We start from the raw sequence: 24,269 nt of genomic DNA on the forward strand, positions 1-24,269 counted from the left end.
TGTGTGGCTTCTTTGCGCCACATTATCCGCCTTGGGGTGGCGCAGTTGCCCGCAAATGCTCTCAAGTTGAAGGATTGACAGCCTTTCATTCGGGCTGCAAATTCTTGCAAAGAATTGCAATGCGGCCCGCAAGTCGGGGCGTGCATTGAGGGGAGGGGAGCGATGTCGGCCTTGACGCCCTGGCGGCGGACGCTGCTGGCCATGACGGCCATGAGCGCGCTCGGCGTGGGCGCCATGACGACGGCCGCCTCTGCGGCTCCCGATCCCTACCTTCAGCGCAAGCCCCAGGACGAGGTGATCTACTTCGTCCTGCCCGATCGCCTCGAAAATGGCGACGCGACGAATGATCACGGCGGACCCGCCCTGGGGGCCTTGGTCGACGGCTTTGATCCCGCGCGGGCGGGCTTCTATCATGGCGGCGACCTCAAGGGCGTGACGCGCCGTCTGGACTACATCCAGGGCTTGGGGGCGACCGCCGTCTGGCTGGCGCCGATCTTCGTGAACCGGGCCGTGCAAGGGCCGCCCGGCCAGGAATCGGCCGCGCATCACGGCTACTGGATCACCGACTTCACCGACGTCGATCCGCACCTGGGAACCAAGGCCGACTTCAAGGCCCTGGTCGACGCGGCCCATGCGCGCGGGATGAAGGTCTATATGGACATCGTCGTGAACCACACGGCCGATGTCATTCAGTACAAGGAATGCCCGGACGGCCGCTGCGCCTATCGCGGCGTCGCGGACTATCCCTATGTCCGTCGCGGCGGGGGCGACGGGGCGTCGATCAATGACGGCTTCGACGGCAGGGATTTCAGCAAGCTCAAGCGCCCGGACTGGGCCTATACGCCCTATATCCCGCCCGGCCAGGAGCGCGCCAAGACGCCCGCCTGGCTGAACGATCCGATCTACTATCACAACCGGGGTGACAGCACCTTCGCCGGCGAGAGCTCGCTGCTGGGCGACTTCGCCACGCTGGATGACGTCTTCACCGAGCACCCGCGCGTGGTTGACGGCTTCATCGAGGTCTATGGCCACTGGATCGACGAGTTCGGGATCGACGGCTATCGCATCGACACCGCCCGCCATGTGAACCCCGAGTTCTGGCAGGCCTTCGTTCCGGCCATGCTGGGGCGCGCCAAGGCCAAGGGTATTCCGAACTTCCACATCTTCGGCGAGGTCTTCGACCCCGACGTTGCGGCCCTGGCGCGGCACGTGAAGGTCGACAAGCTGCCGGCGGTGCTGGACTTCGCCTTCCAGGCGGCGGTCACGGACGTCGTCACCGGCCGCGCCGGACCCGACCGGCTGGCCAGCGTCTTCGCGAGCGACGCTGTCTATGACGGCGGCGAGGCCACGACGCGCCAGCTGCCGACCTTTCTTGGCAATCACGACATGGGCCGCATCGGCCATTTCGTGCTGAAGGCTCATCCGAAGATCGGCGATGACGCGCTTCTGGCGCGGGTCACCCTGGCCAACGCCATCATGCTGACCGCGCGCGGCGTGCCGACGATCTACTATGGCGACGAGCAGGGCTTCACTGGCGACGGCGACTATGCCGACAGCCGTGAGGACATGTTCCCGAGCCAAGTGGCCAGCTACAACGACAACCGCCTGGTCGGCTCGACGGCCACGGGGCCTAGGTCGGCGTTCCAGGCCGATGGCGTCCTCCACCGTCGTATTGCGGCGCTTTCAAAGCTGCGGGCCACGACGCCCGCGCTGCGTGAAGGGCGGCAGGTGACGCGGGTCGCCGAGGCCAAGCCCGGCCTGCTGGCCTACTCGCGGCTGATGGCGGAAACCGAGGTGCTGGCCGTCTTCAACACGAGCGACAAGCCGATCAAGGCGCGGGTGCCGGTCGAGATGGGCTCTGCGGCTTGGAAGAGCGTGCACGGCGCCTGCGTCTCGAGCGTCGCCGCCCCGGGCAGCTACAGCGTCGAACTGGCGCCGTTCGACTACATGATTTGCGTTTCCGAGGGACGATCGTGACAGTGCAGGTTCTAGAGCGCCCCGATGCGGAGATGTCGATGACCGTCGAGTGGTGGCGTGGCGCGGTAATCTATCAGGTCTATCCGCGCAGCTTCGCCGACTCGAACGGCGACGGCGTCGGCGACTTGCCGGGGATCACCGCCCACCTCGACCACATCGCCGCGCTGGGTGTCGAGGGCGTTTGGCTGTCGCCGTTCTTCACCTCGCCGATGAAGGACTTCGGCTACGACGTCTCGGACTATTGCGACGTGGATCCGATCTTCGGGACCCTGGCCGATTTCGACGCCTTGATCGCGCGGGCTCATGATCTGGGCCTGAAGATCATCATCGACCTTGTGTTCTCGCACACCTCGGACGAGCACCCGTGGTTCGTCGAGAGCCGGCAGGATCGCGCCAACCCCAAGGCCGACTGGTTTGTCTGGGCCGACGCCAAGCCCGACGGCAGCCCGCCCAGCAACTGGCAGTCGGTGTTCGGCGGCCCGGCCTGGACTTGGGACGCCCGGCGCGGCCAGTACTACATGCACAACTTCCTCAGCAGCCAACCGCAGCTGAACCTGCACAATCCCGCAGTCCAGGAAGCCCTGCTGGCCGTCACCCAGTTCTGGATCGACAAGGGCGTGGACGGCTTCCGCTTCGACGCCATCAACTTCTCGATGCACGATCCGAAGCTGACCGATAATCCGCCCCTGCCGCCGGGCGGCAAGCGCACGCGGCCGTTCGACTTCCAAGACAAGATCCACAACCAGAGCCACGCCGATATCCCGAAGTTCCTCAGCCGCCTGCGGGCGCTGACCGACGCGGCGGGCGGGCGCTTCTCGGTGGCCGAGGTCGGCGGCGACCACGCCGAGCGCGAGATGAAGCTGTTCACGGCCGGCGAGGATCGGCTGAACAGCGCCTATGGCTTCCTCTATCTCTACGCCGACAAGCTGATCGGCGAGATGATCCCGCAGGGCGCGGCCATGTGGCCGGGCGAGGCGGGCGAGGGCTGGCCCTCCTGGACCTTCTCCAACCACGACGCCCCACGCGCGGTGTCGCGCTGGGCTGAGGGGCGTGACCGCAAGGCCTTCGCCGAGCTGTGCCTGCTGCTCCTGATGGGCCTGCGCGGCAACGTGTTCGTCTACCAGGGCGAGGAACTGGGCCTGCCCCAGGCCCATGTGCCGTTCGAGCGCCTGCAGGACCCAGAAGCCATCGCCAACTGGCCCCAGACCTTGGGCCGCGACGGGGCCCGCACGCCGATGCCGTGGGTTTCAGGCGCGTTGAACGCCGGCTTCTCTGGCGTCGAGCCTTGGCTGCCGGTCGATCCGGAGCATCTGCCTTTGGCGGTCGACGCGCAGGAGGCCGATCCGGCCTCGACGCTGAACATCGCGCGTCGCCTGATCGGCCTGCGTCGCGCCTATCCGGCCCTGCGCACCGGCGCGATCACCTTCGTCGACACCAACAGCCCGCTGCTGATCTTCCAGCGCGGGGAGGGGGCGGACGCGGTGCTGCTGGCTTTCAACCTGGGCTTTGAGCCGGTGACCTGGTCGCTGCCCGACGGCTGGACGCCGATCGACGGCGTCAACCTGGGCGGCGAGGGGCAGATGCCGGTGTGCGCGGGGTTGATCGCGCGGCGGGGCTAGCCCCCGCAGCTTTCCCGGATGATCAGATCCGTCGGCACGCGCTCCGAACGGCTGGCGCGTTCGCCGCTGTCGAGCAGCTTGGAGACCATCAGCTTGCCGGCCTTGGTCGTATCCTGGGCGATGGTCGAGAGGGCTGGGCTGGCGTAGCGGCTGAAGGGCACATTGTCGAAGCCCATCACCGAGACGTCGCCTGGAACCGAGAGGCCCGCATGCTTCAGCGCGCGGATCGCGCCCAGGGCGATCAGGTCCGAGGCGGCGACGACGCCATCGAAGGTGATGCCGTTGTGGATCAGGCTGTCGACCGCCGCCTCGGCGGACTCGACCTCGAAGTGGGCCGGCACGATCAGGTCGGGATCGACGCCCAGCTTGGCGTGCTCCAGCGCATCAAGATAGCCGCGATGGCGCTGCATGGCTTCGGGCGCCTCGGTGTCGCCCAGGAAGACGATCCGCTTGCGGCCTAGACGCTGCAGATGCAGCGTGGCGCGACGGCCGCCCATGACGTTGTCGGAGCCCACCGAGCAGTAGTTCTGGTCGGGCAGTTGCGCGCCCCAGACCACGAAGCGGTTCTCGGTCTCGGCCAGGCGATTGAAGGCGGCGTGCAGCGAGCTTTGGCCCAGGAAGATCACCCCCTCGGCCCGGCTGGTGGTCATGGCCTCGGAGAGGTCGTCGTAATTGGTCGGCGCGATGTGGGAGAGGATCACGTCGCAGCCCCGCTCGCGGGCCGCTTCGCCGACGCCGGCCAACAGTTCCAGGAAGAACGGGTCCGACATGCTGCTGCCCCGGCCCTGGGGGCGCGGGGTGACGATGGCGATGGTCGCCTCGGCGCCGATCGGACCGGCGGGCATGTAGCGGCGGAAGGGGTAGTCCATCTCGCGCGCCAGCTTCCAGATCAGCTGCTTGGTGCGCTTGTTGACCGCGGGGCTGTCGTTGAGGGCGCGCGAGGCGGTCGAGATCGAAACGCCCGCCAACTTAGCCAGGTCTTCCAGTCGCGTCGCGCCCTTGCTCACCCCGAACTCGCCCCTAATGCAAAGATTTCTGCAAATATTTTCAGAGCCCCATAAGACGCGCTTCGCCGGGCTTTGCAAGCGCGGCGCGGCGGCATTGGGCCGGAAAACAGCTGTGAAAACTCTTGCAAAGAAGCGCCATCTACCGCTGATGCCGTGGGTGCGACGGAGTTGCGGGAAGGGCGCTCGATCGCGAAATCGCTCAATCAATCATGCGTTTTACGTTGCGCGCAGCGTCGGTGCGTGCGCTAATGTCGCCCACTAAGCGCGATGAAAAAATTTGCGAACCAGCCGGGCCAACCGGCGGTCGGGGCGGCGGAGGATCGATGGCCAGGCAGAGGCTCAGTTTCCTGCAGATCTGGAACATGTGCTTTGGATTCTTCGGAATCCAGATCGGTTTCGGCCTGCAGAACGCCAACACCAGCCGCATCTTCCAGTCTCTGGGCGTGGATGTGAACCACCTGGCGATCCTGTGGATCGCCGCGCCGGCCACCGGCCTGCTGGTCCAGCCCATTATCGGCCATTTCAGCGACAAGACCTGGGGCCGGTTCGGACGTCGTCGCCCCTACTTCTTCTGGGGCGCGATCCTGACGACCCTGGCCCTGCTGGTCATGCCCAACTCGCCCACGCTGTGGGTGGCGGCGGCGGCGCTGTGGATCATGGACGCCTCGATCAACATCACCATGGAGCCGTTCCGCGCCTTTGTCGGCGACAACCTGCCCGACGAGCAGCGCGCGGCCGGCTATGCCATGCAGAGCTTCTTCATCGGGCTGGGCGCGGTCTTCGCCTCGGCCTTGCCGTGGATGCTGACCAACTGGTTCGACGTGGCCAACACCGCGCCCGCCGGCCAGGTGCCGGACTCGGTGCGGATCGCCTTCTACACCGGCGGGGCGGGCCTGCTGCTGGCGGTGCTGTGGACGGTGTTCACCACCCGCGAGTACAGCCCTGACCAGCTCACCGCCTTCGAGAAGGCCGAGCGCGAGATCGCCGGCCTGGGCGCCCACGTGGAGGCGGAACCCTCGACCAGGGGCTATGTCGCCCTGGGTGTCGGCGGCGTCCTGCTCGGCGTGGCCTTGGCGCTCATTGTCTGGGGCGCGGGTCTAGAGAAGGAACTCTATGTCCTGGCCGCGCTCCTGTTCGCCTTCGGCGGCGCGGGCGTGGCGGGCGCCTGGCTCAAGCGGATCGGCCGCACCGACAACGGCTTCTCCGAAGTGTTGGCCGACGTCTTCCGCATGCCCAAGACCATGCGCCAGTTGGCGGTGGTGCAGTTCTTCTCGTGGTTTGGCCTTTTCGCCATGTGGATCTACACGACGCCCGCCGTGGCGGCGGTCCACTTCGGCGCGGTCGACGCGTCTTCGAAGGCCTATAACGAGGGCGCCGATTGGGTCGGCGTGCTGTTCGCCGTCTACAATGGCGTGGCGGCGCTGGCTGCGCTGGTGATCCCGCTGATGGTCAAGGTCACCAGCCGCCGCGTCAGCCATGCGGTGTGCCTGGGCCTTGGCGCTTTGGGCCTGCTTTCGTTCCTGGTGATCCGCGATCCTGGCCTGCTGTGGATCGGCATGGTGGGCGTCGGCTTCGCCTGGAGTTCGATCCTGTCGGCCCCGTACTCGATCCTGGCCGGGGCGCTGCCGGCGCGGAAGATGGGCGTCTATATGGGCATCTTCAACGTCTTCATCGTCATCCCGCAGCTGCTGGCCGCGACGCTGCTGGGCCTGATGCTGAAGACCTTCTTCGGCAATCAATCGATCTTCGCCCTGGTGCTGGGCGCACTGTCCTTTGCGCTGGCCGCCGCCGCGACCTTCCTGGTCCGCGACCGCGTCGCCGGCGCCCCCGCCTGATCCCTTTCCTTCAAGCCTGACGAGGTCCTCGCCATGCGCACGTTGAAAACCTTCGCCCTGGCCTCGGCCGCGACCCTGATCGCCACCGCCGCCCAGGCCGCGCCCACGACCTGGGCCTATTCCGCCAAGACCGGCGTCGGCGCGTCCTACGAGGCCTATGTCGACGGCGCCTACAAGGCCGGCGGCAAGACCGGGGCGGTGTCCAAGGTCTGGTTCTCGATCGCCGACGGCGTCCTCACCGAGACGATGTACGGCCTGATCCATGAGGCGCAGATCAAGCAGATGCGCATCGCGGTCGAGACGGCGAGCGGCCTGGCGATCGAGGGCGCGGATACGACCGCCAAGACCGAATACCTGCACGTCGACGCCGCCGGTCGGCCGCTGTCGCCGGCCTACAAGATCACCACCACCGATCGCCAAGGCCGCTTCGTCATCGAAAAGCGGATCTTCACCGATCCCGACCGCAACGCCTTGTTCGTGCGCGTGACGGTGACGGCCCTCAAGGGCGCGGTCACGCCGACCCTGCTGCTGGAGCCGCATATGGCCAACACCGGCGGCGGCGACATGGGCGCGGCCTCGGCCTCGGCGCTCACCGCCCACGAGGGCAAGGCGTTCCTCAGCCTCAAGGCCAGCAAGCCCTTCGCCAAGGCCTCGGCCAGCGTGCTGAAGGATGGCGATGCTCTGGCCGCGCTCAAGGCGACCGCCACCTCGGCCAAGGGCGCGATCGTGCTGGCCGGAGAGCTGCCCAAGGTCGCCAAGTCCGAGACCTTTGATGTGGTGATCGGCTTCGGCGCAGACGCCAAGGCCGCCGACCAGACCGCCGCCGCGACGCTGAAGACTGGCTACGCCGAGGTCCTGGCGCGCTACAACGGCGAGGGCGCCCATGTGGGCTGGGAGGACTATCTGGCCTCGCTGAGCCAGCTGCCGCGTCTGCGCGACGCGTCCGAGGACGGGGGCAAGCTGCTGCAGGCCAGCGCCCTGATGCTGAAGGTGCAGGAAGACCGCACCTACGCCGGCGCGCTGATCGCCTCGCTGTCCAATCCGTGGGGCGACACGGTCGATGCGACCAAGTCCTCGACCGGTTATAAGGCCGTCTGGCCGCGCGACTTCTATCAGTGCGCGATGGCCCTGGCGGCCCTGGGCGACAAGGAAACGCCGCTGGCGGCCTTCCACTATCTGCCCACGGTCCAGGTCGGGCCCAAGACGCCCGGCAATACGGGCGACGGCGGCTGGTTCCTGCAGAAGTCGCACGTCGACGGCACGCCCGAGTGGGTCGGCGTCCAGCTCGACCAGACGGCCATGCCGATCATGCTGGGCTGGAAGCTGTGGAAGCTGGGCTGGCTGCCGGACGCCGAGCTGAAGGCGTTCTACGGCAAGATGCTGAAGCCGGCGGCCGACTTCCTGGTCAAGGGCGGCAAGGTCAATCTGGACTGGAACACCGCGACCATCACCCCGCCCTTCACCCAGCAGGAGCGCTGGGAAGAGCAGGGCGGCCACTCGCCCTCGACGACCGCCGCCGTGATCGCCGGTCTCGTCGTCGCGGGGGATATCGCCGAGGCGGCGGGCGACACGGGCTCGGCCGCGCTCTATCGCCAGACCGCCGACGACTACGCCGGCAAACTCGAGGCCCGGATGGTCACGACCAAGGGGACCTTCGGCGACGGCCACTATTATCTGCGCCTGAACAGCGACCAGGACCCGAACAACAAGAGCCCGGTCGAGGCGCGTAACGGCCAGGCCCCGGTGGCCGAGGACAAGATGCTGGACGCCGGCTTCCTGGAGTTGGTGCGCTATGGCGTCCGCCGCGCCGACGATCCGGCGATCCTGGCCAGCCTGCCCGAGCTGGACGACGAGGCGCTCGAAGACCTCTATCGCGTTCGCTACAGCTTCAAGTTCCCCGGCGTGGAGGGCAGCTTCCCCGGCTGGCGCCGCTATGGCGTCGACGGCTACGGTGAGGACACCCAGAGCGGCGCGAACTATGGCGCGAACAACCAGATGCGTCCTGGGCAGCGCGGGCGCGTGTGGCCGATCTTCACCGGTGAGCGCGGGCATTACGAACTGGCGCTAGCGGGACTCTCGGGCAAGCCCGATCCTGCCGCCCTGGCGAAGATCCGCCAGACCTATGTGAAAGCGATGGAGTTGTTCGCCAATGACGGGCTGATGATCCCCGAACAGGTCTGGGACGGCGTCGGGGCCGACAGCGCTCATGCCTATGTCCGGGGCGAGGGGACCGATTCGGCCACGCCCCTGGCCTGGAGCCATGCCGAGTACGTCAAGTTGCTGCGGTCGGTCAGCGACGGGCAGGTCTGGGACAACTATGCGCCGGTGAAGGCGCGTTACGCGCGCTAGAGGGGCTAAAAGAGTGCGCGACAATGTCGCGGTCGCGCATTCTCGAGACGTGGTTAACGGGCCTTTAGGCTTTAGGCCGTGAACTTGGGTGCAATCGCCTAGTTCATGGCCGGAGGCCTTTGTGATGAAAGCGTTCCGTCGACTGACCATCGCCTGGAAACTGGTCCTGGTGGCGGGTCTTGCGATCGGACTCCTGCTTGTCGCCGCGGCTGTGGCGGTGTCGTCTCACACCAGCGCGATCGTTTCACAGCTCACCCATCAGTACGCCGGGGCGGTGGCGGACGAGGCGATTGAGCAGGTGACGGCCGACATCAACGCAGCGGCGGCGGCGGCCAAGGCCATGCAGGGGTCGATATCCGCAGCGCATGAGGCGGGGTTGACCGAGCGCGACAAGTTCATGGCGCTGGTGAAGCCGAACGCCCTGGCCACCAAGAGCGTCATGGGCGCCTGGCTGATGGCCGAGCCCAATGGGCTGGACGGCAAGGACGCTGATCACATCGGCGACGCGGCGACCGCGTCCAACAAGGATGGTCGCTTCTCGGTCTACTGGGTCAACGACGCGGGCCAGCCCACACTGGAGCTTCAATCCGACGGCTCGGATTTCGCCGAAGATTATTACAACGACACGGCCAAAAGCGGTGAGCCGCGCTTGACCGAGCCCTATTTCGACAGCATCGCCGGCAAGCAGGTGGCGATGACCTCGGTGGCCTATCCGGTCAAGTCGGGCGGACGGATGATCGGCGTGGCCGGCCTGGACATGTCGCTGGACAATCTGTCGACGGCACTGGGGCAGATGCATCCCCTCGACGGCGGACGGGTGATGCTGCTGTCGTCGGCGGGGCAGTGGGTGGCGCACCCTGATCCCGAACAACGGATGAAGCCTTACGCCGACGCCGGCGCCGATGCGGTGCGGGGCGTCTTGGCCGGCGGTGCCGCTGTCGAGGTCAAGGGCGTCACCGATGGCGACACGCCGATGATCCGCATTGTCCGCCCGATCGCCATTCCCGAACTGAACGCCCGCTGGGCGCTGGTCATGGATGTTCCGGCGGCGGCGATCACCGGTCCCGCCGATCGCTTGGCCAAGATCCTGTTCGCCGGCGGCGTGCTGATCACCCTTGCGGTTCTGGCGGCCTTGTTCCTGGCCAGCGCAACCCTCGTGAAGACCCCGCTGACCGGTCTGACACGGTCCGTCGATAAGCTGAGCGCCGGTCGCTATGACGACGCTGTGCCGGGCGTGGATGGCGGCGATGAGATCGGCGCGATCGCGCGGGCGCTCGATGGTTTCCGCCACGATCTGGCCGACGGCCAGCGCCGGCGCGCCGAGCAGGAGGCCGAACGCGCCACCGCCGAAGTCGAGCGCCAAAGACATGCCCAGGAGGCCGAAGCCTTCGCCCAGGCCCAGGCCCGGTCCGTCGCCAAGCTCGGCGAAGGCATGGAGCGCCTGGCCGATGGCGACCTGATCTGGCGTATGCGCGAGGAGGAGTTCGAAGGCGACGCGGTGAAGATGCCGCGTGACTTCAACGCCGCGGTCGAGAGCTTGCAGGCGACCATGGCCGGCATCCTCACCGCCGCGCGCAGCATCAAGAGCGGTTGCGCCGAGATCAGCATCGCCGCCGACGATCTGGCCCAGCGCACCGAGCGGCAGGCCGCCGGCCTGGAGCAGACCGCCGCCGCGCTCGACCAGATCACAGCCACCGTGCGGCGCAGTTCGGAAGGCGCCGAGCGGGCCCGTCAGGTCACCATGACCGCCAAGGCCGCCGCCGAGCGCAGCGGCGCGGTGGTCGAGGAGGCGGTCGAGGCGATGGGGGGCATCGAGCGGTCGTCGCAGTCGATCACCCAGATCATTGGCGTCATCGACGAAATCGCCTTCCAGACCAACCTGCTGGCCCTGAACGCGGGTGTCGAAGCCGCTCGGGCGGGGGACGCGGGCCGCGGTTTCGCGGTGGTCGCGCAAGAGGTGCGGGCCCTGGCGCAACGCTCGGCCGACGCCGCCAAGGAGATCAAGACCCTGATCAGCGCCTCGACCCAGCAAGTCGGAAAGGGCGTCAAGCTGGTCGGCGAGACCGGCGAGACCCTGCGCGAAATCCTGGTGCAGGTGGCCGAGATCAACGAACTGGTCGGGGAGATCGCCTCTTCGTCCAAGGAGCAGGCCGTGGGTCTGGCCGAGGTGAACCAGGCCGTCAATCAGATGGATCAGGTCACCCAGCAGAACGCCGCCATGGTCGAGCAGTCCACCGCCGCCAGCCATGCGCTGTCGAACGAAGCCGCGCAGTTGGAACGCCTCATCGGGCGCTTCCAGGTCGGCGCCGAGGTTCACGAGCTGCCGACACGCGCCGACCGGCCCGCCATCTCTGCGTCGCGGCCAACGACGGCGCCAACGCGCGAAAGCTTCCGCCAGCGCTACGTGCAGGGCGCCAACGCCCTGAAAGTGGCCCCAAGCTCGCGCCCCGGCGAGTGGGAAGAGTTCTAGGCGCGAGGAGGACCTAGGCGGTCGCTTCCGACGGCAGGGCGAAACGCAGGTCGGACAGGGCGATGGCCTTGTCGACGGGCTGGCCCTCTTTCACGCTGATCAGCAGCTCGTTCATGCCGTTGGCGACGGCCCAGTCCCAGTGAGCGTGACCTGGGGTGGCGACGCGGCTGATGTCGGCGGCCGATTCCAGATGCAGCACGGTGCGGCCGCCGTCGGCGTCGCGGCGACAGAAGGCGAAGGCGCCTTCCCGCCGCACGAACCGGCCGTCGTGGTGATAGAGGCTTACGAAGCGCACTTCCCGTTCGCCAAAAGCGCTCGATCCGTCGGCCATGTTCCACCCCTTTGAACGGTCCGGGCGGTCGCCCAGGCTACGACTTGGCCAGCACCGTCGCGGGATTCGCGGCGCGGGCGGAAGGGCGTCCCTTCGACGATCCACAGCCGCGTGAGAGGGCACCTAAGCGAACCGCCGCGCCGCGACGAATTTGGCGGCCCCCTCTGACATCTGGCGGCGGTCGCGCTATATCCGCGCCATGGCCGAAGCGTTCAACGACATCACCCTCTCCGCCGACAAGGCCACCCGCTACGCCGAGGTGGCCGATGAGATCGCGTCCGTTCTGGATGGCGAGCCCAACCTGACCGCCCGCATGGCCACCGTGGCCTCGATGCTGGCCAACAGCTTCGACACCTATTTTTGGGCGGGCTTCTACGTGGTCGACCCCACCAAGGCGCGAGAGCTGGTGGTCGGGCCGTACCAAGGCACCCTGGGCTGCCTGCGCATCGCTTACGGCCGCGGAGTCTGCGGGACGGCTGCGGCCACGGGCGAGACCCAACTGGTGCCCGATGTTCACGCCTTTCCAGGGCACATCGCCTGCGACGGCCGCTCGCAGAGCGAGATCGTCGTGCCGGTCTTTGGTCCTGACGGCCAACTGATCGCGGTGTTCGACGTCGACTCCGATAAGCCCGCCTCTTTCGACGAGATTGACCAGCACTGGCTGGAGAAGATCCTGAAGGCGACCTTCGGCTGATACCCGTTTTGTGTCGACCGGCCGACGCATGGCCTGTCGATTGCACGGTGCGGTCCATCTTTCCCTAACCCGCGTCGGAGTAGGACAGGTGGACATGCTGGACGTCGAGACCCTCCATCCGAGCCTTTTGAGCCCCGCCGACGCGGCGCTATGGCGGAGCCTTGCCGCCTCGCAGGATGGATTCAGCAACCCGCTGCTGGGTCCTGACTTTACGCAAGCTGTTGGAAACGTTCGTGAAGACGCGCGCGTGGCGGTTGTTCGCCAGGCGGGTGAGACGGTCGGCTTCTTGCCGTTCCATCGTCGCCCTGGCGGCCTGGCGCGTCCGATTGGCTCGCCGCTCTCGGACTATCATGGCCTTGTCTCGCGTCCCGATGCGGGACTGCAGATCGCCGACGTGCTGCGCGGCGCCGATGTCAGTGTGTTCCGCTATTCTGGACTGATCGACCCGCACGCCGTGTTTCCGGCCTCGCCGAAAACCGACCGCACGGCCTATCTGATCGACCTCACCGGTACGACGGTCGAGGCCTATCTGGAGGCCGTACGCGCCGAAAGCCCGAAGAAGATCAAGAACTATCGCCGCCTCGACAACAAGCTGGACCGCGAGGTCGGCGAGGTGCGCCTCGTGGCGGGCGACATGTCCCGCGACGCCTTCAACCTGCTGATCGACTGGAAGCGAGATCAACTGGCGCGCACCGGCAGCCACGACTTCCTGCGCGCCGACTGGACGCGTGAGCTGATGGCCGACCTGTTCACGACCCGCGACAGGGCGATGCGCGGGCTGATGATCAACCTCTATGCCGGCGACACGCTGGTGGGCGGCCATTTTGGCGTGCGCCAGGGGGCGACCTATCACCCCTGGATCGCCTCGACCAATCCCGAGATGGCGGCCTGGTCGCCGGGGCAGATCTTCTTCCTGCGGGCCATCGCCGCCATGCCGGCGCTCAGCCTGACCCGCTACGATCTTGGCCCCGGACACGATCACTATAAGCGCGCCTACGGCCTCAGCACCGTCCAGATCGGCGAAGGCGCGGCGACAGCAGCCAGCGTTGCCGGACGGATGGCCCATTCGATGGAAAGCGTCTGGAGCCTGGCCGGCGCCCATGGCGCCGGGCCCGTTGGCCAGTTGCGCCGCCGCATGGACGCCATCGCCAGCACCGAGCTGACCATGACGGGCCGCGTCCGCGGCTTCGTCGAAGCCGTAGCGGCGCGGGCGCAGCGCGGGCGCGGAGAGCACACGGAGGCCTGATGGCGCGCGTCACGGTCATGATCCCGACCCAGAGACGCCCCGACGGCCTGGCCGTCGCGGCGCGCTCGGTGTTCGGCCAGGTCGGCGTCGACTTCGCCGAGCTGGAGCTGGTGATCGTCGATAACGACCAGGTTCCCTCGGCCAAGCCGGTGGCGGACGCGCTGAGCAAGGGCGCGCCGTGTCCGGTCATCTATGTCAACGAGAAGCGGCCCGGCGTCGCCTTCGCGCGCAACGCCGGCATGGCGCGCGCCTCTGGCGACTTCATCGCCTTTCTGGACGATGACGAGGAAGCGCCCAGCGGTTGGCTGGCGGCGCTGCTGGCGGCCCAGGACCGCTATGACGCCGACGTGGTGTTCGGCCCGGTCAAGGCCCGCGCGCCGGACCATATCGACCAGCACCGGGACTATCTTGAGCGCTTCTTCTCGCGCATTGGCCCCGCTGAAGCGGGCGTCATCGACTACCACTATGGCTGCGGCGACAGCCTGATCCGGCGCTCGGCGCTACCCGATCCGGTTGCGCCCTTCGCGGTCGAGCGCAACTTCATTGGCGGCGAGGACGACCTGCTGTTTGGCCATATGGGCGCGGCAGGCAAGCGCTTCGCCTGGGAGCCGGCCGCCTGGGTCTGGGAAGACCCGGTCCCGTCGCGGCTGAACCTCGGCTACACCATCCAGCGCGCCTTCGCCTACGGACAGGGGCCCTCGGCCCACTGCGCCGCCGCCGTGCCGCGCGACGATCTGGGCGTCGCCCGCTGGATGGTCATCGGTCTGGGCCAGGCCGCAGTCTTCGGTCTCGTCGCCGCCGTGAAATGGGCCGTCCGCGCCAAGGACCGCGCCGAGTGGCTGGACCGCGCCGCCCGCGGGCTGGGCAAGACCTTCTGGTGGGGCCCCTTCAAGATCCAATTCTACGGGAGGACCGCGTGAGCGTGATCACCGACTGGACGCCGCAGAAGGCCAAGGCCTTCGGCCGCGAGAACCTGATGTTCCAGCACGCTCTGCATGAGCGTCAGATGTTCGATGATGAAGGCCTGGCGCGTCTGCTGGACCTTTATCCCCGCGAGAAGCTGGGCGTCTTCACCATGGGCGAGGACCCCAAGGCCTGGACCTCCTGGCGCAAGGGTTCGGCGGGCAACCTGACCGGCGACCAGCTGCTTGAGGCGGCCAAGACCGGCCGCATCTGGCTGAACCTTCGCCAGACCAACGACCATGTGCCCGAATACGCGGCCCTGGCCGACGAGATCTTCGCCGACAAGCAGGCGCATGTTCCGGGCCTGCGCACCTTCAAGCGCGATCTGGGCATGCTGATCTCCAGCGCCAATGCGCAGGTGTTCTATCATCTGGACGTCCCGCTGGTGTCGCTGTGGCAGATCCGGGGCCAGAAGAAGGTGTGGGTTTATCCGGTGGCCGATCCCTATGTGGGTGATCTGGCGCTGGAGAAGATCGTGCTGCGCGAGACGGCCGAGCAGTTCGCCTTCGATCCCGAATGGGACAAGGGCGCGCAAGAGGTCGACCTGACCCCCGGCAAGATGGTCACCTGGCGCCAGAACGCCCCGCATCGGATCGAGAACGGCCCGATGCTGAACGTATCGATCTCGATCGAATTCATGACCCCGCCGGCCCTGATGCGGGCCAATGTGATCTACGCCAACGGCGTGCTGCGCCGTCGCCTGGGCGCCAATCCGCGCGTCCAGGAGGGCTTTGGTCCGATGGCGCTGGGCAAGCTGGCGGTGGCGCGCGGCGCCAAGGCGCTGGGCTTGCAGACGCCGCATGTGCGTCACCTGCCGGTCACCTTTGGCCTGGATGCGAGCCGCCCTGGCGTTTTGATCGAGCCGCCACGACCCTAAAGCTTGCCCGTCGCCCTGCTTTGCCCCACTGCTTAGCCGATGAGTAAAGCGGTTACGATCGAACTGGGGGAGGGCGCCGAGCACGACGCCCGGGCCCTGCGCAATGCGTTTGGATGTTTCACGACGGGGGTCACCGTCGTCACCACGCTGGCCCCTGACGGCCGCCGGGTGGGGCTGACCGCGAACTCGTTCACCTCGGTCTCGCTGGATCCGCCGCTGGCGCTGATCTGCGTTGACCTCAAGTCCTCCAGCCTGCCGGCGCTGGACGCGGCGCAGAAGTTCGCCGTCAACGTGCTGCACGCCGAGCACCAGGAACTGGCCCGCCAGTTCGTGCAAAAGGACACCGACCGCTTCGCGGGCCTCGAGACCGAGACCTGGCGCACCGGCGTGCCGATCCTGCCCGAGTGCATGGCCAATTTCGAATGCGAGACCCATCACGTCTTCGACGCCGGCGATCACCGGGTCTATGTCGGACGGGTGGTCAAGCTTCGGTATGACCCCGACCACGAACCGCTCGTCTATCTGCAAGGGCGGTTCCGCCGCGTGCATGTCGACGCGGAGTAGGCGGTGCGTCCTTCGAGGCTCGCCTATGGCGCGCGCCTCAGGATGAGGGACTCAGAGCAGTCCTCATGCTGAGGCGCCCCGAAGGGGCCTCGAAGCACGCAAGGTGCGAGTGGCGAACTTTTGCGGCATACGCCCCGCTCGCGCGGTGCTATTGACGCGCAAAACAGCGTTAGGGAGCGCATTATGCGAGACATCGCCCATTTCGTGAACGGCCAGACCCTGGTCGGCGCCTCCGGCCGCTTCGGCGACGTCTTCAACCCCAACACCGGCGAGGTCCAGGCCCGCGTCCAGTTCGTCACCGACGCCGAGCTCGACGCCGCCGTCCAGGTCGCCGCAAAGGCGCAGGTAGGATGGGCCCAGACCAATCCGCAGCGCCGCGCCCGCGTGATGTTCGAGTTCAAGCGCCTGATCGAGCGCGACATGAACACCCTGGCCGAGATCCTGTCGTCCGAGCACGGCAAGGTGATCGCCGACAGCAAGGGCGACATCCAGCGCGGCCTCGAAGTCATCGAGTTCGCCTTCGGCATCCCCCACATCCTGAAGGGCGAGTACACCGAAGGCGCGGGCCCCGGCATCGACGTCTATTCGATGCGCCAGCCGCTGGGCGTCTGCGCGGGCATCACCCCGTTCAACTTCCCGGCCATGATCCCGATGTGGATGTTCGGCATCAGCATCGCCGTCGGCAACACCTTCATCCTCAAGCCGTCGGAGAAGGATCCGACCGTTCCGGTCAAGCTGGCCGAGCTGATGATGGAAGCGGGCGCGCCCGCCGGGGTGTTGAACGTCGTGCATGGCGACAAGAGCGCCGTCGACGCCATCCTGACCCATCCGCTGATCCGCGCGGTCAGCTTCGTGGGCAGCTCGGACATCGCCCACTACGTCTACCAAACCGGCACGGCGCACGGGAAACGCGTCCAGGCCATGGGCGGCGCCAAGAACCACGGCATCGTCCTGCCCGACGCCGACATGGACCAGGTGGTCAAGGACCTGTCGGGCGCGGCCTTTGGCTCGGCCGGCGAGCGTTGCATGGCCCTGCCGGTGGTGGTGCCCGTCGGTCAGAAGACCGCTGACGAACTGCGCGAGCGCATGGTCGCCGAGATCGCGTCCTTGAAGGTCGGCGTCTCCACCGATCCCGACGCCCACTACGGCCCGGTGGTCAGCGCCCAGCACCGCGACAAGATCGCCGACTACATCCGCATCGGCCAGGAAGAGGGCGCCGAGCTCGTGGTCGACGGTCGTGACTTCCAGCTGCAGGGCTTCGAGAAGGGCTTCTTCATCGGCCCGTCGCTGTTCGACGGCGTCAAGAAGGGCATGAAGACCTATCACGAGGAGATCTTCGGCCCGGTGCTGCAGATCGTCCGCGCCGAGACCCTGGAAGAGGCCATCGCCCTGCCGTCCGAGCACCAGTACGGCAACGGCGTCGCCATCTTCACCCGCAACGGCCGCGCCGCGCGCGAGTTCGCTGCGAACGTGAACGTGGGCATGGTCGGGATCAATGTGCCGATCCCGGTGCCGGTGGCCTACCACACCTTCGGCGGCTGGAAGCGCAGCGCGTTCGGCGACACCAACCAGCACGGCGTCGAGGGCGTGAAGTTCTACACCAAGGTCAAGACGGTCACCGCCCGCTGGCCCGAGGGCGAGGTGGCGGATTCGAGCTTCGTCATCCCGACGATGAAGTAGTCTTCTTCCGTGTGTCATCCCGGAAGCCTCGCAGAGGCTATCCGGGACCCAGGGGGTGACAGAGCTCTGTGCGCGCCGCCCCTGGGTCCCGGCTCTACCCCCGGCTTTCGCCGGGGTTCGGCCGGGATGACACCTGAGGTTATGGTGCGCCTTGAATGTAGGTCGGGGAGACGCCCTATGCGTGATCTTGCGCGACGATCCTTCCTGGCGCTCACCGCTGCGGGGCTGGCCGCGCCCGCCGCCTTCGCTCAGAGCCGCGCCGAACAGGCCGCGATCGGGCAGTACGGCGACAAGGCCGCGCCCTTCACCGTCTTCGAGAGGGACGGCGCGCTGTACATCGACGGCGAAGGCTTCAAGGCCGCGCGGTTGAACGCTCTGGGCGGTGGCCGCTACGCGATCGCCGGTGGCGGCGAACTGATCCTGGAAGCGGGCGCGGTGCGTCTCAACGGCAAGGTTCTGGCCTTCCACGATTTCGGCGCCGAGGTCGAGGCGGCGATCCGCAAGGCCGTCCGGGCCGATCCCGCCCTGCTGCGCCAGCGTGCGCTGGCGGCCACCCCGCCCACCGAGACGGGCGACAAGCTTGCCTCCGACCTCGTCGATGTCACGACGATCACGCCGGGGATCAAGCTCGACATCCGTTATGCGGGCGCGAACAACTTCATGGGCATTCCGCTCTACGAGAAGTCGGCGGCCTATCTGCAGCGCCCGGCGGCCGAGGCCCTGGGGCGTATCCATCGCGCTCTGGCGGCCAAGGGCTATGGCCTGCTCATCCACGACGCCTATCGCCCCTGGTTCGTGACCTGGATGTTCTGGGAGGCCACGCCGCCCGAGGCGCGCATCTTCGTCGCCGATCCCGCCCAGGGCTCGCGCCACAATCGGGGCTGTGCGGTGGACCTGACCCTGTACGATCTCAAGACCGGCCAGCCGGTCGAGATGCCCAGCCGCTATGACGAGTTCTCGACCCGCGCCTATGCCGACTTCGTGGGCGGCACGACCGCGCAGCGGGCGCTGCGCGGCGTGTTGCGCGAGGCCATGGAGGCCGACGGCTTCGTGGTCCTGCCCGATGAGTGGTGGCACTTCGACTACCGCGACTACGCGCGCTACCCGATCGGGACGAGGACGTTCACGCAGCTAGCGGCGGGGTAGGGTGCGCTGGGAGTCTCTGGGATGGGGGGTGGGCTGCCGTCCGGGATCCCTCTCTCTTAGAGAGAGGGAGGGGCCCGCGCCGCAGGCGTGGGAGGGTGAGTGGTTAGGAAGCCCGGCCGTAGCCCTCAGTCAGTCCAGCCGCTCTTCGCCTCTGCCCTGTCCGGAAAGAGCGTACCCACTCACCCTCCCACCGCTTCGCGGCGGGCCCCTCCCTCTCTCCATGAGAGAGGGATTCTGGTCGCCGTCCGACTAGGGTCGAAAGCCACCATCCGCGCCTCCCGCCCCAGGCCTACCCCCGCGGCCGCCAGGTCAGCACCTCGGCGCTATGCCCGACCCCGACCTTGGCGCACATCTGCTTGACCGGGCACGCCCCGCACTTGGGACCCTCGTGCGGACACAGCATCTGGCCAAGGCCCCGCTTCATCAGCCAGTGCAGCTCGAAGAGATCGTCGGCGGTCCAGGTCGCCGGCACCATCTCCATCAGCGTGTGATAGGTGCTGGTCGTATCGCCCGAGCCGACGAGGCCGATCCGCTTGGCCACCCGGTCGACGTGGGTGTCGACCACCAGGGCGCGCATGGCGAGGTCGCTGAAGTTCAGCACGCAGGCGGCCACCTTCACGCCCACGCCGGGCAGGGCTTGCAGCTCCCAGCGCGCCTGGTCGACCTCAAGCGTCTTGAGGTGGCTGAGCGACAGCCAGCCGACCTTCTCCTCGATCATGCGCAGGGCGGTGATCAGGCGGCGGGCCTTGTCCTCCGGAAAGGTCACGTCCTGGATCGCCATGGCCACGCGTCCGACCTTGGCCCGCGCCAGCTCCTCCCAGCTCTTGAATTCCGAGCGCAGACGCAGGAACGCCGCCCATGACACCGCGTCGGGCGTTCGGCCGCTGATCGACGACTTCACCAGCTGCGAGATGGGGTCCATCCGCGCCACCGGCCGCTGGGGCCCAAACTCGCAGAGCAGGGCGTCGCGGACGCTTTCCAGCGGAGACCGGGCCAGGGCTAGGGACAGCTGCATGGGACCTCGCCAGACGAGAACATAATGGGAACATTATGCGCGCGGCGAAGACTTGTCCACAGCCTTGTTGATCGAAGAGCCTAGCTTCGGTAGCGGCCCCACAGCGCCGTGACGCGGCGGCGCAGGCGCTGGATGGCCACGCGCACGGGCGTCGGGGCCTTGGAGGGCATGTCGTGCTCGCTGGCCAGATCGACGCCGGCGAAGCGGGCGATCAGGTCGCGCAGCTCCGGCTCCTGCACCGCGAGCGCGGCCTCAACCGGAGTCATCCATTCGAGCGTGCGTTGCCCTTGTTCGGGCCAGGCTTCGAGCTGCGCGCTGACCTCGAAGGGGAAGACGTCGACATTGATCAGGCGGGCCTGGCCGTTCTTCAGCCGCTTCAGGTAGGGGTATTCGCCAAAGGGCTGGGCGGCGATGACGCCCTTCAGCCCGGCTTCTTCATAGGCCTCCTGAGCGGCGGCCTCGGGATCGGAGCGGTCCTTCATCGGCCAGCCCTTGGGGATCACCCAGCGGCGGGTTTCACGCGACGACACCAGAAGAATGCGCAGGGCCTGGCCTTCGCCGCGCCACGGCAGGGCGGCGACCTGACGGCGTTTGCCGGTCTTGCGTCCTTCTGTCTTGTCGCCCGCCTGGCTCACGTCATTCAGAACCTGAGATGAGAATAGAAAAAGACCGTCCTAACTACGCCCGTCGGGAAGGGTTCACGACGTCTCCGGCTTCGACGCGGCGTACCGACATCGACCATACCGCTCGCGATTGGCTGAGTCGTCGAGACCCTTGCGCTCGCAGCGGGTGGGGGCGTGGTCCTGGCGATCGGGATACGCAAGTTATCCGTAAGGCGATCGCCCCAGCGCCAGCCGAGGCGAGGCCCATACGCGACCGCTGCGATCTTGTCTCGAAAAAATGTCCTTGGACGGATGATGATTTTGGCGAAGTTCAGGGCTGGTGTGGTCAGGTCTTCCAAAAACAGTGTCGGCGCGCGAAACTCCCCGCATCATCGAGCATCATATCGTGCGCGCCGATGCTCGCGCCGCCCGAACCAGGAGCCTTTCAGCATGGCCTTCACTTTGAGCGTCAACGGAGAGCGCCGTACCGCAGATGTCGACGGCGACACCCCGCTGCTGTGGGTGCTGCGCGATACGCTGGGCCTGGTCGGCGCCAAGTATGGCTGCGGCGCGGCGCTGTGCGGCGCCTGCACGGTGCATCTGGACGGCGTTCCGGTGCGCGCCTGCGTGACCCCGATCAGCGGCGTGGGCCAGCAGAAGGTGACCACCATCGAGGGCGTGGGCAAGACGGCGGTCGGCGCCAAGGTGCAAGAGGCCTGGAAGGCGGTCGACACGCCTCAGTGCGGCTACTGCCAGGCCGGCCAGATCATGTCGGCCACGGCGCTGCTGACCACCACGCCCAAGCCGACCGACGAGGAGATCGACGCGGCGATGAACGGCAATCTGTGCCGCTGCGCCACCTACATCCGCATCAAAAAGGCGATCAAGGTCGCCGCCGGTCTGGAGAAGGCTTGATCATGGACGGCGAGATCCTCCGCGACCCGACCCGTCGCTTTGTCCTGCAGTCTGGGGCCGCCGTCGGCGGCGGCCTGCTGCTCAGCTTCACCATGTCGTCTGAAAGTCAGGCGGCGGGCGACACCAAGGTCAACGCCTATGTGCGCATCGCGCCCGACGGCAAGGTGACCATCGCCTCCAAGGTTCCCGAGGTGGGCCAGGGGATCAAGACGGCCCTGCCGATGCTGATCGCCGAGGAACTGGACGTCGACTGGTCGGCGGTCACGGTCGAGCAGGCCATCGCCGACACCAAGATCTATGGCCGTCAGGTCGCCGGCGGCAGCATGGCCACGACGCTGGAATACGACGGTCTGCGCCGGGTGGGGGGCACAGTTCGCGCCCTGCTGATCGCCGCCGCCGCCACGCGCTGGAACGTCCCGGCCGACAGTCTCACGACCGAGCCGGGCGTCGTGGTCCACGCCGCCAGCAAGCGCCGCGCGTCGTATGGCGAGCTGGCGCAGGCCGCCGCCGCGCTGACGCCGCCGGACCCCAAGTCGCTGACGCTCAAGGATCCCAAGGCCTTCCGGATCATCGGCAAGAGCCACAAGAGCCAGAACCTCGACGCGATCGTCACGGGCCAGCCGACCTACGGCATCGACGTGCGCCTGCCGGGCATGCTGTTCGCCACCTTCGCCAAGGCGCCGGTCTATGGGGCCAAGGTCGCGTCGGTTGATCTGGCGCCGGCCAAGGCGGTGAAGGGCGTCCGCGACGCCTTCATCATCGAGGGCGGGACCAACCTGCAAGGGCTCATGCCCGGCGTGGCCGTGGTGGCCGACAGCTGGTGGGCGGCGCGCAAGGGCCGCGAGGCGTTGCAGATCCAGTGGGCCGAGCATCCGACGGCCAGCCAGAGCACCGCCGGCTTCGCCGCCAAGGCCGCCGAACTGTCCGCCGCGCCGCCGCATCGCAACCTGCACAACGACGGCGATGTCGAGGCGGCGCTGAAGGGCGCGGCCAAGACGGTCAGCGCCGCCTACAGCTACCCCTTCATCGCCCACGCGGCGCTGGAGCCGCAGAACTGCACCGCGCACGTCACGGACGGCAAGGTGGAGATCTGGGCCCCGACGCAAAACCCCGAGTCTGGCCGGGGCCTGGTCGCGCGAGCGCTGAACGTCGACCCCTCGGCGATCACCATCCATCTGATCCGCGGCGGCGGCGGCTTTGGTCGCCGACTGATGAACGACTACATGGTCGAGGCCGCCGCCATCGCCGCCAAGGTCAATGCGCCGGTCCAGCTGATCTGGACCCGCGAGGACGACATCCAGCACGACTTCTATCGTCCGGGCGGCTGGCACAACCTGACCGGAGGCCTGGACGCCAAGGGCGCTCTGGTCGCCTGGAAGAACCACTTCATCACCTTCGGCGAAGGCGAGAGCTTCAACACCGCCGCGGCGATGAACTCGACCCAGTTCCCGTGCCGGGCCGTGGCGAACTACCGCCATGACGTGTCGGTGATGCCGCTGGGCTTCCCGACCGGCTTCCTGCGGGCGCCGGGCAACAACGCCTTCGGCTTCGTGATCCAGAGCTTCACCGACGAGCTGGCCCTGGCCGCCGGCAAGGATCCCGTCGCCTTCCGCCGCGAACTGCTGGGCGAGCCGCGCCTGCTGGGCGAGCCGGGCAGGGGCGACAGCTTCCATACCGGCCGCATGCGCGGGGTGCTCGACCTGGCGGCCGAGATGTCGGGTTGGGGGCGAAAGCTCCCCAAGGGCACGGGCCTGGGCGTGGCCTGCCACTACAGCCACCTGGGCTATGTGGCGGTGGTCATGCAGGTGACGGTCAAGGACGGCGCGGTGAAGGTCGACAAGGTCTGGGCCGCCGCCGATGTCGGTCGCCAGATCGTCAACCCCAGCGGCGCTGACCAGCAGATGCAGGGCTCGATCCTCGACGCCATCAGCAGTACGCTCTACCAGAGCATCACCTTCGAGAACGGTGCTGCGGTGAACAGCAACTTCGGCGACTTCCCGCTGCTGCGCATGGCGGACGCTCCGCCGGTCGAGGTGCGCTACAAGCTGTCGGACAACAACCCGACGGGCCTGGGCGAGCCGGCCTATCCGCCGGCGCCGGCGGCGCTGTGCAACGCCATCTTCGCGGCCACCGGCAAGCGCATTCGCAGCTTGCCGATCGGCGACCAACTGGCCTGATCTCCGAGTGCCTGCTAGGAGCGTGAACCCACGTTCCTAGCAGAGCTCTCCATGTCCAACGTCACCGTCGTCAGCCATCCGCTCGTCCAGCACAAGCTGACCAAGATGCGGGACAAGACGACCTCGACGAAGACGTTCCGCGCTCTGATGCGCGAGACCGCGACCTTGATCTGCTACGAGGTGACCCGCGATCTGCCGATGGACCCGGTGCAGATCGAGACCCCGGTCGCGCCGACCACGGCCTATGAGATCGCCGGCAAGAAGCTGGTCTTCGCGCCGATCCTGCGCGCGGGCCTGGGCATGTGCGAGGGCATGCTGGACCTCGTGCCGTCGGCGCGGGTGGCGCATATCGGCCTCTATCGCGACCACGAGACGCTGGAGGCGGTCGAGTACTACTTCAAGGCGCCCGAGGACATCGCCGGCCGCCTGGTCATCGTCGTCGATCCGATGCTGGCCACCGGCCACTCGGCCATCGCGGCGATCGCCCGCCTCAAGCACTATGGCGTCACCAACCTGCGCTTCGTCTGCCTGCTGGCCGCCCAGGCGGGCGTCGATGCGCTGCGCGAGGCGCACCCGGACGTGCCGATATGGACGGCGGCGATTGACGCCAAGCTGAACGAGCACGGCTACATCGTGCCAGGGCTTGGCGACGCGGGCGACCGGACGTTCGGGACGCGATAGGGGCGCCTTGCCCTTCCGTGTCATCCCGGCCGAACCCCGGCGAAAGCCGGGGGTAGAGCCGGGACCTAGGGGCGGCTCGCACGGCGCTCTTGGCCCCCCTGGGTCCCGGATAGCCTCTGCG

At 67.5% G+C, this 24,269-nt stretch carries 19 protein-coding genes and 1 pseudogene; 16 read left to right on the top strand and 4 right to left on the bottom strand.

Annotation, left to right across the window (positions count from 1 at the left end):
- Window positions 1–162 precede the first annotated feature (162 nt).
- Window positions 163–1,977, top strand: a complete 1,815-nt coding sequence (locus tag CA606_RS06195; protein ID WP_181242810.1) for an alpha-amylase family glycosyl hydrolase — start codon at window positions 163–165, stop codon at window positions 1,975–1,977.
- Window positions 1,953–3,596: an alpha-amylase family glycosyl hydrolase gene (locus CA606_RS06200; protein WP_181242811.1), complete on the top strand. Its 1,644-nt coding sequence runs from the start codon at window positions 1,953–1,955 to the stop codon at window positions 3,594–3,596. Before CA606_RS06195 ends, CA606_RS06200 begins: the two co-directional genes overlap by 25 nt.
- Here the strand turns inward: CA606_RS06200 and CA606_RS06205 are convergent.
- Window positions 3,593–4,681, bottom strand: coding sequence for a LacI family DNA-binding transcriptional regulator (locus CA606_RS06205; RefSeq protein ID WP_096051920.1), 1,089 nt, complete (start codon window positions 4,679–4,681; stop codon window positions 3,593–3,595). The two genes, CA606_RS06200 and CA606_RS06205, sit on opposite strands and share 4 nt — an antisense overlap.
- A gap of 245 nt (window positions 4,682–4,926) precedes the next feature.
- Here CA606_RS06205 and CA606_RS06210 point away from each other — a divergent pair, with 245 nt between their 5' ends.
- The 3 genes from CA606_RS06210 (at window position 4,927) to CA606_RS06220 (ending at window position 11,257) form a co-directional block, all read left to right on the top strand.
- Window positions 4,927–6,438, top strand: coding sequence for an MFS transporter (locus CA606_RS06210; RefSeq protein ID WP_181242812.1), 1,512 nt, complete (start codon window positions 4,927–4,929; stop codon window positions 6,436–6,438).
- A gap of 33 nt (window positions 6,439–6,471) precedes the next feature.
- A complete protein-coding gene (locus CA606_RS06215; RefSeq protein WP_096051918.1) occupies window positions 6,472–8,787 on the top strand; it encodes a glucan 1,4-alpha-glucosidase in 2,316 nt (771 codons plus the stop codon).
- A 124-nt stretch (window positions 8,788–8,911) separates the two neighbouring features.
- Window positions 8,912–11,257, top strand: a complete 2,346-nt coding sequence (locus CA606_RS06220) for a methyl-accepting chemotaxis protein (RefSeq protein ID WP_096051917.1) — start codon at window positions 8,912–8,914, stop codon at window positions 11,255–11,257.
- A 13-nt stretch (window positions 11,258–11,270) separates the two neighbouring features.
- Here CA606_RS06220 and CA606_RS06225 read toward each other — a convergent pair whose 3' ends face one another.
- Window positions 11,271–11,588: a hypothetical protein gene (locus CA606_RS06225; RefSeq protein ID WP_096051916.1), complete on the bottom strand. Its 318-nt coding sequence runs from the start codon at window positions 11,586–11,588 to the stop codon at window positions 11,271–11,273.
- A gap of 199 nt (window positions 11,589–11,787) precedes the next feature.
- Here CA606_RS06225 and CA606_RS06230 point away from each other — a divergent pair, with 199 nt between their 5' ends.
- The 8 genes and pseudogenes from CA606_RS06230 to CA606_RS20555 form a co-directional block, all read left to right on the top strand.
- The gene (locus tag CA606_RS06230; RefSeq protein WP_096053851.1) at window positions 11,788–12,282 is read left to right on the top strand and encodes a GAF domain-containing protein; all 495 of its coding nucleotides are present in this window, start codon (window positions 11,788–11,790) and stop codon (window positions 12,280–12,282) included.
- A gap of 94 nt (window positions 12,283–12,376) precedes the next feature.
- Window positions 12,377–13,528, top strand: a complete 1,152-nt coding sequence (locus CA606_RS06235) for a GNAT family N-acetyltransferase (RefSeq protein ID WP_096051915.1) — start codon at window positions 12,377–12,379, stop codon at window positions 13,526–13,528.
- On the top strand, window positions 13,528–14,448 hold the full coding sequence (locus CA606_RS06240) for a glycosyltransferase family 2 protein (RefSeq protein WP_096051914.1): 921 nt from the start codon (window positions 13,528–13,530) through the stop codon (window positions 14,446–14,448). The genes CA606_RS06235 and CA606_RS06240 overlap by 1 nt, the downstream gene beginning before the upstream one ends.
- The gene (locus CA606_RS06245; protein WP_181242813.1) at window positions 14,334–15,368 is read left to right on the top strand and encodes a hypothetical protein; all 1,035 of its coding nucleotides are present in this window, start codon (window positions 14,334–14,336) and stop codon (window positions 15,366–15,368) included. Before CA606_RS06240 ends, CA606_RS06245 begins: the two co-directional genes overlap by 115 nt.
- Before the next feature lie 39 nt (window positions 15,369–15,407).
- The gene (locus tag CA606_RS06250) at window positions 15,408–15,932 is read left to right on the top strand and encodes a flavin reductase family protein (RefSeq protein WP_096051912.1); all 525 of its coding nucleotides are present in this window, start codon (window positions 15,408–15,410) and stop codon (window positions 15,930–15,932) included.
- A gap of 183 nt (window positions 15,933–16,115) precedes the next feature.
- Window positions 16,116–17,612, top strand: coding sequence for a CoA-acylating methylmalonate-semialdehyde dehydrogenase (locus tag CA606_RS06255; RefSeq protein WP_096051911.1), 1,497 nt, complete (start codon window positions 16,116–16,118; stop codon window positions 17,610–17,612).
- A 177-nt stretch (window positions 17,613–17,789) separates the two neighbouring features.
- The gene (locus tag CA606_RS06260) at window positions 17,790–18,758 is read left to right on the top strand and encodes a M15 family metallopeptidase (protein WP_096051910.1); all 969 of its coding nucleotides are present in this window, start codon (window positions 17,790–17,792) and stop codon (window positions 18,756–18,758) included.
- Between the two features lie 183 nt (window positions 18,759–18,941).
- Window positions 18,942–19,016: pseudogene (locus tag CA606_RS20555) on the top strand (hypothetical protein); the annotation flags it as partial.
- A gap of 31 nt (window positions 19,017–19,047) precedes the next feature.
- Here the strand turns inward: CA606_RS20555 and CA606_RS06265 are convergent.
- Entirely contained in the window at window positions 19,048–19,773 is a 726-nt protein-coding gene (locus tag CA606_RS06265) for an endonuclease III domain-containing protein (protein WP_096051909.1), read from the bottom strand.
- An 80-nt stretch (window positions 19,774–19,853) separates the two neighbouring features.
- Window positions 19,854–20,417 (bottom strand): NUDIX hydrolase, encoded by a 564-nt coding sequence (locus tag CA606_RS06270; protein WP_096051908.1) that lies wholly within the window; start codon window positions 20,415–20,417, stop codon window positions 19,854–19,856.
- Between the two features lie 408 nt (window positions 20,418–20,825).
- On the opposite strand from CA606_RS06270, the gene CA606_RS06275 reads away from it, so the two are divergent.
- Genes CA606_RS06275 through upp form a run of 3 tightly spaced genes read left to right on the top strand, consistent with a single transcriptional unit; the run spans window position 20,826 to window position 24,148 of the window.
- Window positions 20,826–21,290: a (2Fe-2S)-binding protein gene (locus CA606_RS06275; protein ID WP_096051907.1), complete on the top strand. Its 465-nt coding sequence runs from the start codon at window positions 20,826–20,828 to the stop codon at window positions 21,288–21,290.
- Window positions 21,291–21,292: 2 nt separating this feature from the next.
- Window positions 21,293–23,467 carry a xanthine dehydrogenase family protein molybdopterin-binding subunit gene (locus tag CA606_RS06280; protein ID WP_096051906.1) on the top strand — a complete coding sequence of 725 codons (2,175 nt, stop codon included), beginning with the start codon at window positions 21,293–21,295 and terminating at the stop codon, window positions 23,465–23,467.
- Window positions 23,468–23,518: 51 nt separating this feature from the next.
- On the top strand, window positions 23,519–24,148 hold the full coding sequence (gene upp, locus CA606_RS06285) for a uracil phosphoribosyltransferase (RefSeq protein ID WP_096051905.1): 630 nt from the start codon (window positions 23,519–23,521) through the stop codon (window positions 24,146–24,148).
- Window positions 24,149–24,269 lie beyond the last annotated feature (121 nt).

The organism is Caulobacter vibrioides, from assembly GCF_002310375.3.
In the GTDB taxonomy this organism is placed as follows: Bacteria; Pseudomonadota; Alphaproteobacteria; order Caulobacterales; family Caulobacteraceae; genus Caulobacter; species Caulobacter vibrioides_D.